Origin of the sequence: Pseudovibrio sp. Ad46 (assembly GCF_001623065.1) — a bacterium.
Classification (GTDB): domain Bacteria; phylum Pseudomonadota; class Alphaproteobacteria; order Rhizobiales; family Stappiaceae; genus Pseudovibrio.
Genome location: NZ_LMCG01000068.1, coordinates 112,351 through 124,680 on the forward strand (window position 1 = coordinate 112,351; position 12,330 = coordinate 124,680).

A 12,330-nucleotide genomic window follows, 5' to 3' on the forward strand; every position below is an offset into this window, starting at 1 on the left:
AGTTCTAACGAAAGGCTGACCGCTTCAGGACTTAGCCCAAAGAGCTGATTTTGCACCGCACAATATTCTGTATACTCCCCTTTGAATTTCAATTTCGGCTCGGGAGGGAGCTAGCCAGATGAAAACCTATCGTTCCTATTATAAGCCTCTGGCCATTGGTGCCCCAACACCGTTTGCTGAGCCGCCTGTCGCACTGGAGCGCATGATCCACTTCGTACCCCCGCATATCGAAAAGATGCGTGCAAAGATCCCGCAGATAATCTCACAAGTAGATGTAATTCTCGGCAATCTGGAGGATGCGATCCCAGCCGACGAAAAGCTCAATGCCCGCGAAGGCTTCATCCAGATGGCCAACGACAGTGACTTTGGCACCACAAAGCTCTGGACGCGCATCAACTCGCTGGAAAGCCCATGGGTTCTGGATGATATTACCGAAATCGTGACCCGCTGCGGTGACAAGCTTGATGTGATTATGCTGCCAAAAGTGAATGGCCCATGGGACATTCACTATCTGGATCAGCTGCTCGCTCAGCTCGAAGCCAAGGCAGGTGTGACAAAACCGATCCAGATCCACGCCATTTTGGAAACGGCTGAAGGCGTCAACAACGTAGAAGCCATCGCCACAGCCAGCCCGCGCATGCATGGCATGAGCCTCGGCCCAGCAGATCTCGCGGCCTCCCGCGGCATGAAGACAACTCGCGTTGGCGGCGGTCATCCTGACTATCAGGTACTTGCAGATGCCGACGGCAACGCGCCACGCACACGCTACCAGCAAGACTTATGGCACTACACTGTAGCCAAAATGGTAGATGCATGCCTTGCTGCAGGCATTAAACCCTTCTACGGACCTTTCGGAGATTTCAGCGACCCAGCCGCATGTGAAGCCCAGTTCCGCAACTCATTCCTCATGGGCTGTCTTGGAACCTGGACATTGCACCCAAGCCAGATTGGCATTGCAAAATCAGTCTTCTCACCAGAGCCAGATGAAGTGAAATTTGCTCGCAGGATTCTGGAAGCAATGCCGGATGGAACCGGCGCGGTGATGCTGGACGGGAAAATGCAGGATGACGCGACGTGGAAACAGGCAAAGGTGATCTGTGACCTAGCTGATCTGGTCATCTCAAAAGACCCGGATTTGGCAGAATCTTTCCAATAATCAATCCTGAAGAGTGGTCGGCGCCACTCTTCAACCATGCGGATGTGCATATCAATGAAATGTGAGGAGCTATTCATCCCCAAACGTCACATTTTGATCGGTTTGTGCTGCCTCTCGCCTCTTTGCTGCGCTATATAGCTTGACAATAAGCGCATGGCATGACCTTTAAGGCGCCCTGACAAGATACAGTATCTTCGAAAGCTTGGTGGATTATGGAGACAATTAGAACCGCGAAATTCAGAATTGGACAGGTCGTACGTCACCGCCTGTACCCGTTCCGTGGCATAGTCTTCGACGTTGATCCCACATTTGACAATACAGAAGAGTGGTGGGAGTCAATTCCCGAAGAAGCACGCCCAAGCAAGGACCAGCCTTTTTATCACCTTCTCGCTGAAAACGCTGAGAGTGAATACATTGCTTATGTCTCGGAGCAGAATCTGGAAAAAGACGACAGTGGCGAACCTGTGAGACACCCGCAGGTCGATGAGTTTTTTGATGAGACCACCGATGGAGACTACATCGTCAAGGATGTGGAAATTCATTAAAACAGGTTCCTGAATTATCTTCATGGAAACCGCATCTTTTCAAAGTCATCAAATCAATAAAAACCCCGAAGGAAAATTCCTTCGGGGTTTTTAATTCTTAACGCGAAAACCAAATTACTGGTTTGCTTGACGCTGCTGCTCAATCAGCTTCTGACGAGCGGCTTCAGCACGCTTCTGAAGTTCAGACTGCAGGCGCTCCTGCTTTGCCTGGAGTTCTTCAGGCTTAATAGCTTCACCATCATAAATACGGGTGAACCCTTTCAAAGTAAGGTCGAATGGACGTGCCTTACCCTGCTGGTTCAACGTAGTAATGATCAGCTTGCCACCTTTTTTCAGGCCACCGATGAAGGTGTTATCAATAACCATCTCGGCAATACAAGCGTTTGGAAAACAAATTGTATATTTAGCTTCAGACTGTTTGCCACCATCAACCTGTACACGAAGACCAGGCTGAATCAGCATTCCTGGAGGAACAGCAAGGTGCAGCAACTTGCGGCTTTCGCCGGTCACTTCACGCACAACAGCTTGAGCTAGGAACTGGCCTGTGTCCGTGCGCAGTTCTTGTGTGATAAGGCAAAATTCTTTCTTGGATTTAGGATCAGTGTTACAAACTTTCACCCAAGCATCGTCTGCCTGTGCATTCTGTGCAACACTGGTGCCTGCAAAGCCAACAGCGGCCATTGCTGCAATAATCCCACCAGTCAGAACGCCCTTAAAATTAACGGCCATCCCAAATTTCCTCAAAGTTTGATCCGGTGCAAAACGATGCCTCCGGCAATTACGCAGCAACCATTTTTTAAGTTCAACAGTGTTTTGACTGCTTGTTCGGCGCCAAGCATACTCAGAACAGAGCTGAAAAAAAGGCAACGCTTCTGTTAAATGCTACTTATGTACTCTTTAAACGCCTCGGAACCATTTTTCCACCTATAGATTGGGGTGGTTACTGTCCTTTTCCAAAGCCTCGTAGGCTGAAATTTCCTCAGAATCGTATTATTGCTAGTTTCTGCGGACGCCCTAGGAGAAATTCGAATGACCAAATTCCGATCCTATGTGAATGGAATAAACAATTTTACGAAAGGGCTTGTTGTCATTTCCGGTATGGCAACATTAGCTTGTTCAACTGCACTGGCTCAGGATACTGTTCCTTGGAGCCATGCTATTGCAATGCATGGGAAACCTGCGTTACCAGCAGATTATACTCACCTGCCCTATGCAAACCCGGAAGCTCCTAAAGGCGGTCGCCTTTCTCTCGGCGTTCAAGGTACATTTGATAGTCTCAATTCCTTTGCTCTCAAAGGAGCATGGACATCCGCACGCGGCATGAAAGAGCGTCAGATGGGCTCTTTCATCCTGGAGAGCCTCCTTCTTCGCACCAATGACGAAGCATTCACATTGTATGCACACCTTGCTGAAGCTGTGCGGATGCCAGAAGAGCGGAACTGGATCGAATTTCGTCTGAATCCTGCAGCAAAATTTTCCAACGGTGACCCGTTAACCGTTGACGATATTATCTTTTCTCTTGAAACCATCCGCGATCATGGCCGCCCGCCTTATGCACGCTGGTATGGCAAAGTCGTCAAGTTCGAAAAAACGGGGGCACATTCCGTAAAGCTGCATTTTAAAGATGGCAGCGACCGTGAGCTTCCACTGCTCATTGCTCTGGCCCCTATTTTCAACAGCCGCACAACTGATCCTGAAACGTTCGGCAACACCACGCTGACACCGCCAATCGGAACCGGCCCTTACATTTTCTCTGAAATCGACCCCGGTAGACGCACCACCTACACACGCCGCGACGATTATTGGGCAAAAGATCTGCCACAGAAAATCGGCTTCGATAACTTCAATGAAGTGACCGTTGATTACTTCAGAGATTATAACGCCTTGCAGGAAGCGTTCCGCAAAGGTGACACGGAAGCGCTCATCTATGGCAATCCAAGCCTTTGGGAGAATGCGGGTGACTTTCCTGCATTTGAAGAAGGCAAGGTTGTCAAAGACGTATTTGAACGTGGCACGCCACCGAGCATGACCGGCATTGCGTTCAACACCCGTCACCCCAAGTTCTCTGACAAACGCGTCCGCCAAGCTCTTGGCATGCTGTTAGACTTCCAATGGATCAACAGAACCCTCTTCAACGGACTGTACAAACGTACAGACGGATATTGGGACAACTCTGAACTGTCCTCCATTGGGCGCCCGGCGAACGAGTTGGAAAAGAAACTTCTTGAACCATACCCGAATGTGGTCACAGACGAGGTTCTGGCAGGAACATGGCGCCCATCCGAGGCTGATGGGTCAGGGCGTGACCGCAAGGTATTACGCGACGCACTGAGCCTTTTCAAACAGGCAGGGTACAAACTTGATCAAGGCAAACTGATCAACACAAAATCCCGCGAGCAGCTCAGCTTTGAAATTCTTGTACGCGTTCAGGACGAAGAGAAAGTCGCGCTTGCATTGCAGCGCACAGCCAAACTTCTGGGCATCGAAATCTCAGTGCGAACCGTCGACGCCGCCCAGTTCGAAGAACGCCGCGCATCTTTTGGGTTTGATGCCCTCTTCAACACTTGGTTTGCTTCCCTTTCTCCCGGTGGTGAGCAATATGCGCGCTGGTCATCTCAGGCAGCAGACACCAAGAGCTCCAGAAACATCGTTGGCGCAAAAGAACCTGTAATCGATGCATTGATCGATGCCATGGTCGCGGCCCGTACCCGTGAGGAGTTTGTAGCCGCAGTCCGCGCATTTGACCGTGTTCTGATCTCGGGCTTTTACGCAATTCCACTCTATCACGCCCCTGCTGAGTGGGTTGCACGATGGACAACCGTTGAGCATCCAGCCCAATCACCGCTTTACGGCATGCAGTTCGACAACTGGTGGGATGCACCTAAAGAGTAGATAAACACATAAAAATTAGGCTGCGTTCTTGATGAAGGCAGCCTACTCAACAAAAGTGTCTATTAACCAACTTGTCGAATCTCTAATTTCTCAGTCGCTTAGCGGACTTACCTTAAATGATACTGTCAAATACCGATGCCATTGCAAACCACAGCACAACTGGAGTTTGGGGCAATATCACTCTTGATATGCTGTTCCGGCGTGCTGCGCAAAAACATCCAAACCGCTTGGCATTGGTCGATGCACCCGACAGAGAAACATGGACAGGCGGCAAGCCACGCCACCTGACCTATGCCGAAGCAGAGCAGGAAATCAGCAGAATTGCTGGCTTCTTCGCAGCTGTAGGGATGGAACCCGACCACATTTTGGGCCTCCAATCTCCCAATACAGTCGATAATGTTCTTTGCATTCTTGGAGCACTGCGAGCTGGCCTGATTGTTTCCCCCTTCCCGCTGCACTGGCGCCACTCTGAGATTTTACGCGCACTCAGCACAGTAGATGCCAAAGCACTGATCACAGCAGATCGCGTTGAAACCCGCATGCTCGGCGAAGAAGCGCGCGACGCTGCCGCTGACTTTTTCTCTCTGCGTTTCGTTTTTGGCCTCGGCAGCGACATTCCCGACGGCCTCATCGATATGGCACCCATGCTGGCTGAGAGTGGGGATTCCTTCCCGGAGCCGGTGGTAGAACGGGGCGGCGCACCTGCCAATCACGTCGCCACACTCACCTGGGTTCACTCTGGGTCCGAAATCAGCCCAATCCCGCGCAGCCATAACCACTGGGTCTCCACAGGCCTCATGCCGTTTCTTGAGACAAGACTAGAGCCGGGTGCGCGGATTTTGCTGCCGTATATTTTGTGCGGAATTACCGGAATTGGCGCCGGTTTGGTCCCGTGGCTACTGAGCGAAGGGACGCTGCATCTCCACCATCCACATGCTTTATCCACATTAACGGATCACGCACGCTCCATTGAGGCAAATTATATTTTAACCCCTGGACCGCTTGCGTCTCACATCGATGGGGCCTTGGAAGGCTGGAAAACAAACACCGTTGCCACATGGGCAATCACCTCTCCAACACCTGCCAAATACAAAGCCAAAGGCATCGTAACAGACCTCCATGTGTTGGATGAATATGCACTGGTGGCACATTTGCGAGGAACCTCTGAGGAGCCTGTCCCGCTCATTCCGGGCAATCAGTTTGCCCCAAGCACATCCACCCACGGCCCGTGCCTTATTAATATTGATCCCGTTGAAATAAATGAGGAATATTCACAGGGAGTTTCGACAACAGCGCCCGGATACCACCTCAAACTCAAGGGTGCGATGGTCCCGGATGCAGATTGGCCGACCAACGAATCTCATCTGACATTCTTCAGCAACGAGCAAAATGAACATGGGCTGATTACTCAGATCCCTGTTGGCGTACATAACGTTACTGGAGCAATTCATGGCTTTGGAACGCCCGGTCAAAAAGCGCCCGGTTTGCTGGAGCTGGAACGTCTCGACGAAATATACAGTGAATTCTCGGGGGTAAAAGAAGCGGCTGCTTTTCTGGTAGAAGATGAATTAATGGGTGCACGCCTTATGGTCGCGGTGGTACCGTCAGAAGGCCTTCTCGTTGATGTGGAAGCCTTTTACGCCTACCTCGACGCATCACGCGTCAGCCTGACAATGATGCCACATAGAATTCTGTCACTCCGCGCATTGCCAATGACAGAAGGTGGTACTGTAGACCGACAGAAATTGACCAGACGCTCCCAGCCAAAACCGGTGGAAGCGGTTGCCTGAGAGGATGAATGGCCGATCATAGCCAACCATTAGAGACTGAAACGCACGATTCCAGTTGGGGCAAAATCCTGCTGATCGCACCGGTGCAAAATCATGTCTTTGATATGTTGGAGCCTTTGACCGTGCTATCTGATCGTCTGGTCGCAGTTCGAACCAGCGCACAGCTTATTGACGAGCTACAGGGTGCAAACGTTCTTCCCATATGCATTCTTTTGCCCTGGCAGGAAGATAATCCTCCTGAGCTAGATGAACTCACGCAAACCATTAGGCAATTCCGAAAAGGTCCCGGTGTCGAAGTTCCACTTCTTATTATTACAAGTGGCAGTGCGCCTGTTCCGCTGGATTTAAAGCCAAGCGCAACTGTGAGTGATGCAATACCACCAGATGTTCTGCTGCCACGCATTGCCGGTTTGAGGCGTCTTGCCAACAGAGCTGAGGAAGCGCGCCTGCGCCGTGGCCTATTTGGTCCATTGCCAGAGTATAAGATCGAATTCGGCCCGCTAAAATCTGCGGGACTACTCGTTGCCGGGTTTGGCAAGCACTTTGGACGCACACAAGCTCTGTTGGATATGCCTGTAGAAATCGTCAGCGGTTTCTCCTCCGATATGACAGAGGATTATCTGACAGCGCGCCGATTTGAAGCTGTCTTGATCGACATGCCCGCATGGCAAGCTTGCGAAGAGATTGAGCGCCTGCGAGCTGATCCACGATATTTCAACTTGCCCATACTTGCCCATAGCATTGACGAGGAGTCCGCACACCTTCTCTATTCAGCAGGTGCAACTGATGTCCTGCTCGGTGAGGTCTCAGATAAAGCGCTCACGGGTCATATCATCAGCGCCTTGCGCGCGGGCAGACGCCAGCGTTTGACCGATGCAATCCTGACTGTTTCCAGCCAATGGCTTGCACGTCAGGATAATGATGATTTCCTTTCCGAACAAAAATATCTCAACTACCTGAAACTCTTGGAAGAATCCACAAAACGCCGTGGTGAGTCCATCTACGAACTTAATCTTCTTGAACTCATAGAACGTTTCACTGGCAGCAATCCTCAAGCATTTGCACAGCATCAAATGTACTGGAGCGGAACTGTCCTTTCCATAGCAATGGCCGTTTGCCGTGATGAAGACTTCGTTGCTAACATTGAAGGCCGTGGACCTGTCGCCGTTCTACGCAGCAAAAAAGGCATGGAACAGCTCTCCAACCGCGTGCTCGTCATGGTACGCACCACAGGCTTGGGCAACGGATAAGCTCTTCCACCTCCTCACGAAACTGTGAGAGTTTTCATGGAAAACTATCGGATATTCCTGATAGATTGTAGAGCTAACGCGACAAACCCATAACTGAGAATACTGATGTCTACTACTGCCCCGATTGTCATTGATGTTATCTCCGATGTCATGTGCCCATGGTGCTTCATCGGCAAACGCCGACTGGAGAAAGCCTTGATGCTGCTACCAGACAGCACCGTAAAAGTTCAATGGCACCCCTACCAACTTGATGCGACCCTTCCCAAAGAAGGCAAAGATCGCAAAAAATATCTTGAAGACAAGTTTGGTGGAGCTGAACGGGCAAAAGAGATCTACGCTCAGGTAAGCAATGCCGGTGCAGCAGAAGAAATTGACTTCAAGTTTGAGGCAATCACGAAATCCCCAAACACAATCGACAGCCACCGGCTGATCCGCTGGGCCCGTTCTGAAGGCATGCAGGACGCGATGGTCGAAGAGCTGTTCAAGCTTTACTTCACAGAAGGCGCTGACCTGACCGATAAACAAGTCCTGACCAACGCCGCCGAACGCGCAGGCCTCAACAGCAAACTCGTTTCTGATCTACTGAATACAGATCAGGACGTAAAAGAAGTTGAAGCAGATGTGGTCCGTGCTCATGAAATTGGCGTAACAGGCGTTCCCTTCTTCATCATAGATGGCCGCTTTGCAGTGGCAGGAGCAGAAAATCCCGAAACACTCGCAGCAGCAATCCGCCACGCCGAGGAAACAAAAACTGGCGATTAAAAGAAGTAGCCGCGTCTTTATGCGCTCAACGAGCTTCTGAAGATAAATTCCAAGCGCAACAACAAAGCCACATATTCAACTGCTGGATTTCAATAGTGGCTCTGTTTTGCTTGCAGGTATAACCTTGCATGCATGAGCCTTAGGACTTTCATCGCGCTGCTACTAACTCCCATTGCCATTTGGCTTGCAAGTATTGCAGCACTCTTCGTGATTAGTTCGAGCACTGACTGTTCATTTTCATCGAAAGGTATAAGCCCCTGCATCATTTATGGGATTGATATTGGGCACTCTTTGTATGATCTCGGTCTGATGGCGGCATGGGGATTCCTAGCCGTCCCGTATATGTGGGGTTATCTGTTTGCAGGGTGGTTCATATTCAAAGTCGGAACCTTTTTGTACGGCATTTTCATCAGGATGTAGAAAGCAAAAAAGCCGGCCCAAATGGACCGGCTTTCTTAATTTCAAGCAAATGCTGAAGGTCTTATCCGCGCAGGATAGAACGACCAGCAAACACGCCCTGGAGGCCCAGTTCTTCTTCGATACGGATAAGCTGGTTGTACTTAGCCATACGGTCAGAACGGGACAAAGAACCAGTTTTGATCTGGCCACAGTTGAATGCAACTGCCAGATCAGCAATGGTGTTGTCTTCGGTTTCACCTGAACGATGAGACATGACAGAAGTGTAGCTTGCACGGTGCGCCATATCGACAGCTTCCATGGTCTCAGTCAGGGAACCGATCTGGTTCACTTTCACGAGGATGGAGTTTGCAGTGTCGTTTTTGATGCCGCGAGCAAGACGCTCGGAGTTGGTCACGAACAGATCGTCACCTACCAGCTGACACTTGTTGCCGATCGCTTGGGTCAAAGACTTCCAGCCATCCCAATCTTCTTCAGCCATACCGTCTTCGATGGAGAATACTGGGTACTTGCTCACCAGATCTTCAAGGTAGCGAACCATTTCATCAGAACCAAGGATTTTGCCTTCGCCCTTCAGGTTATACTTGCCATCCTTGTAGAACTCGGTGGAAGCTGCATCAAATGCAAGCATCACGTCGTCACCAGGGGTGTAACCAGCTTTCTCAATAGCATTCAGAACGAAACCGATCGCTTCATCAGTAGAACCGATACCAGGAGCAAAACCGCCTTCATCACCCACATTGGTGTTGTGGCCAGCAGCGGAAAGACCTTTTTTGAGCGTATGGAAGATTTCACAACCCATGCGAACAGATTCACGCAGAGAGCTTGCGCCCACTGGCATGATCATGAATTCCTGGAAATCGATTGGATTGTCAGCATGCTCACCACCGTTGATGATGTTCATCATCGGAACTGGCAGCGTGCGTGCACCAAAACCGCCCACATAGCGGTAAAGTGGCATCGCAGCCGCTTCAGCAGCAGCTTTCGCAACAGCAAGAGAAACGCCCAAAATAGCGTTTGCACCAAGACGGCCTTTGTTTTCGGTACCGTCAAGTTCGATCATAGCACGGTCAACTTTGATCTGGTCTTCGGCGTCCATACCGCCGACAGCATCAAAGATCTCACCGTTTACAGCTTCTACAGCGTCCTCAACACCCTTGCCAAGGTAACGCTCACCGCCATCGCGGCGTTCAACAGCTTCAAATGCGCCAGTGGAGGCGCCGGACGGAACTGCAGCCCGACCGAAGGAGCCGTCTTCCAAAAGCACATCAACTTCAACAGTTGGGTTGCCGCGGCTGTCAAGGATTTCGCGACCAATAATGTCGATGATAGCAGTCATCTAAGAGTACTCCAATGTACTTGTAGAGTGTGGAATTTTGGCTCTAAGAGCTTTTACCCGAGGTACTGCCCCCAAGGAAGAGAAGAGACCGTACCCTTCTGTAAATCCTTGGGAATAAACGAATGTATTTTGTCGCACCTCTACGTAAAAACGCAGTATTGTGTCACTTTCCTTAGGTGCCGTGAAATATCTAAAGCGTAAAACTTCCGTTTTTCGCGATCCGGTCAAACTCTTGCAGCCACAGCAGCAAGTCTTTGAGTCGGTTTAGAGGGATCATATTCGGACCATCAGATGACGTGGTGTTGTCAGGATCGTCATGCGTCTCCACAAACAGGCCTGCAATGCCAACGGCAACAGCCGCACGTGCCAGTGTTGCAACAAACTCGCGCTGCCCACCAGATGTGCCACCAAGGCCGCCAGGCTGCTGTACAGAGTGAGTTGCATCAAACACCACAGGGGCACCCATGTCCGCCATAATCGGCAGAGCGCGCATGTCTGAAACAAGTGTGTTGTAGCCGAATGTTGCGCCACGCTCGCACAGCATCACATTGGAGTTGCCACTCTCAATCACTTTGGTCATGACGTTTTTCATGTCCCAGGGCGCGAGAAACTGCCCCTTCTTCACGTTCAATGCTCTGCCAGTTTTAGCGGCAGCAACAAGAAGGTCAGTTTGGCGGCACAGATAAGCTGGAATCTGCAAAATATCGCAAACTTCACTAACTGGTGCACAATGGTTTGGCTCATGCACATCGGTAATCACCGGCAAGCCGTAGGTTTCTTTGATTTCCGCAAAAACCTCCAGACCTTTGGCCATGCCCATACCGCGGCTGGCAGACAGACTAGTCCGGTTCGCCTTGTCGTAGCTCGCTTTGAAAACCAAACCTATATTCAGTTCTTCTGCAATTTCTTTGACAGCCTGAGCCATTTCCATGGCATGTGCGCGGCTCTCCATCTGGCATGGTCCAGCAATAAGAGAAAACGGCTTATCATTTGAAAAGACAGCGTTTCCAACTGAAACTTCTGAATTTGGTTGAGACACGAAGAGATCTCCTTAAAGGCGTGAATATAATCCAAAAGTTGATTAGGCGCTTTGGCTCCAAATTACAAGAGCAGGAACGATGCGATGCGTTCCAGAGAGACCTTTGGCATACGCTGGTCTTGCAACCAGTCATCCAAGTCCGTGAATGCTATACCTAAGGCTCATAGGGGAGCACCAATCACCGCCTTACTTGGTCCAATGCATATCTAACAACAGCACGCACTACATAGAATGCATCTCATCTGTGAGTAGATGAGTGCTGCGCCTCAACTTGGATGGCGACCTTTTCACTAGCCAAAGCCTGTGGTTCAAACCACATTCTTTGATGAGCACATTGATGCTTCATATTGAATTGGAAAGAGTGGCAACCGGCCAATCTATACGTTGCCGCCCACACTGAGCTTAAATGAAACATAACAGCGCCAACACAAAAGCGATCCATCAGAAACTGTGCAGCCACGCGAACCATCCACCAGGCTAAAACAGCGTCATCCAATAACCATAGGCATCTCGGCAGTCTTCCCCATAAGAACAATCAAACTCTTCGCATCTGTTGTTAAGGTAACTCCATAACTCTTTGCTATTTTGTCTCGCTCTTTCTCATAGGTATCCTGAAACCGCTCAACTTGCTTTTGGAGCGTGGCCACCTGAGCAATCTTCTTCTCAGCGGCATCATAACCTTTGTTCGCAGTATCTAAATGCTGGCGAAGTTTTTGATACTTTTCAACGCCAATGAGCTTTTTCTTGTCTCCACCAGCTTCAGCTTCCAAAGTTTTCATTCCCTTGGTGATTTGCTCCACCAAATTATGTGCCTTGATATAGTCGTCCTGCGCTTTCGCAAGAGATTTGAGGGCTTTCTGACCTATTTCAATATCAGCAGAAATTTTCTTTAGCTTCGGTTCATCCTCGACGAGTTTCATGTAGGCCTTTTCGACAGCCGCTTTATCATTCGTCAACTTGCCGTATTTAGCGACATCTTTAGCCGGGAGCTTATGTTTCTTTTCCATTTCTTTCTGGAAAGCAGACACACCGCTCAAGAACTCTTTGACATTCTTATATTTTTTGAGAGCCTTTGGCATTTATTCCTCCAACTGTTTTGCCATGACAGCACAAACGCAGCGAGAAACTACCTGATATCGA

At 49.9% G+C, this 12,330-nt stretch carries 10 protein-coding genes; 6 read left to right on the forward strand and 4 right to left on the reverse strand.

Annotated elements, in window-relative coordinates:
• Positions 1-118: 118 nt before the first annotated feature.
• Both PsAD46_RS17785 and hspQ read left to right on the forward strand, forming a co-directional pair.
• Entirely contained in the window at positions 119-1,156 is a 1,038-nt protein-coding gene (locus tag PsAD46_RS17785; protein WP_063290826.1) for a CoA ester lyase, read from the forward strand.
• 212 nt (positions 1,157-1,368) lie between these two features.
• Entirely contained in the window at positions 1,369-1,701 is a 333-nt protein-coding gene (hspQ, locus tag PsAD46_RS17790) for a heat shock protein HspQ (protein ID WP_057466287.1), read from the forward strand.
• 114 nt (positions 1,702-1,815) lie between these two features.
• Here hspQ and PsAD46_RS17795 read toward each other — a convergent pair whose 3' ends face one another.
• On the reverse strand, positions 1,816-2,430 hold the full coding sequence (locus PsAD46_RS17795; protein ID WP_063307514.1) for an invasion associated locus B family protein: 615 nt from the start codon (positions 2,428-2,430) through the stop codon (positions 1,816-1,818).
• A 300-nt stretch (positions 2,431-2,730) separates the two neighbouring features.
• Here PsAD46_RS17795 and PsAD46_RS17800 point away from each other — a divergent pair, with 300 nt between their 5' ends.
• The 4 genes from PsAD46_RS17800 to PsAD46_RS17815 all read left to right on the forward strand — a co-directional run bounded on the left by PsAD46_RS17800 (position 2,731) and on the right by PsAD46_RS17815 (position 8,395).
• Positions 2,731-4,593 carry an extracellular solute-binding protein gene (locus PsAD46_RS17800; RefSeq protein WP_063307515.1) on the forward strand — a complete coding sequence of 621 codons (1,863 nt, stop codon included), beginning with the start codon at positions 2,731-2,733 and terminating at the stop codon, positions 4,591-4,593.
• Positions 4,594-4,709: 116 nt separating this feature from the next.
• Positions 4,710-6,383 (forward strand): class I adenylate-forming enzyme family protein, encoded by a 1,674-nt coding sequence (locus tag PsAD46_RS17805; RefSeq protein ID WP_063307516.1) that lies wholly within the window; start codon positions 4,710-4,712, stop codon positions 6,381-6,383.
• A gap of 8 nt (positions 6,384-6,391) precedes the next feature.
• A complete protein-coding gene (locus PsAD46_RS17810) occupies positions 6,392-7,633 on the forward strand; it encodes a hypothetical protein (RefSeq protein ID WP_063290829.1) in 1,242 nt (413 codons plus the stop codon).
• A gap of 105 nt (positions 7,634-7,738) precedes the next feature.
• Positions 7,739-8,395, forward strand: a complete 657-nt coding sequence (locus PsAD46_RS17815; RefSeq protein WP_057466283.1) for a DsbA family oxidoreductase — start codon at positions 7,739-7,741, stop codon at positions 8,393-8,395.
• A 481-nt stretch (positions 8,396-8,876) separates the two neighbouring features.
• Here the strand turns inward: PsAD46_RS17815 and eno are convergent, their stop codons facing one another.
• The 3 genes from eno to PsAD46_RS17835 all read right to left on the reverse strand — a co-directional run bounded on the left by eno (position 8,877) and on the right by PsAD46_RS17835 (position 12,269).
• A complete protein-coding gene (gene eno / locus PsAD46_RS17825) occupies positions 8,877-10,151 on the reverse strand; it encodes a phosphopyruvate hydratase (protein WP_057466281.1) in 1,275 nt (424 codons plus the stop codon).
• Between the two features lie 190 nt (positions 10,152-10,341).
• Complete coding sequence (kdsA, locus tag PsAD46_RS17830) at positions 10,342-11,190, reverse strand: 3-deoxy-8-phosphooctulonate synthase (RefSeq protein ID WP_063307517.1); 849 nt, start codon at positions 11,188-11,190, stop codon at positions 10,342-10,344.
• Between the two features lie 488 nt (positions 11,191-11,678).
• Positions 11,679-12,269, reverse strand: coding sequence for a hypothetical protein (locus PsAD46_RS17835; RefSeq protein WP_063307518.1), 591 nt, complete (start codon positions 12,267-12,269; stop codon positions 11,679-11,681).
• Between the last annotated feature and the right edge of the window lie 61 nt (positions 12,270-12,330).

Coding starts and splice junctions, on each gene's coding strand:
- PsAD46_RS17785 (WP_063290826.1), top strand. CDS start 119: ATGAAAACCTATCGTTCCTATTATAAGCCTCTGGCCATTGGTGCCCCA.
- hspQ (WP_057466287.1), top strand. CDS start 1,369: ATGGAGACAATTAGAACCGCGAAATTCAGAATTGGACAGGTCGTACGT.
- PsAD46_RS17795 (WP_063307514.1), bottom strand. CDS start 2,430: ATGGCCGTTAATTTTAAGGGCGTTCTGACTGGTGGGATTATTGCAGCA.
- PsAD46_RS17800 (WP_063307515.1), top strand. CDS start 2,731: ATGACCAAATTCCGATCCTATGTGAATGGAATAAACAATTTTACGAAA.
- PsAD46_RS17805 (WP_063307516.1), top strand. CDS start 4,710: ATGATACTGTCAAATACCGATGCCATTGCAAACCACAGCACAACTGGA.
- PsAD46_RS17810 (WP_063290829.1), top strand. CDS start 6,392: ATGGCCGATCATAGCCAACCATTAGAGACTGAAACGCACGATTCCAGT.
- PsAD46_RS17815 (WP_057466283.1), top strand. CDS start 7,739: ATGTCTACTACTGCCCCGATTGTCATTGATGTTATCTCCGATGTCATG.
- eno (WP_057466281.1), bottom strand. CDS start 10,151: ATGACTGCTATCATCGACATTATTGGTCGCGAAATCCTTGACAGCCGC.
- PsAD46_RS17835 (WP_063307518.1), bottom strand. CDS start 12,269: ATGCCAAAGGCTCTCAAAAAATATAAGAATGTCAAAGAGTTCTTGAGC.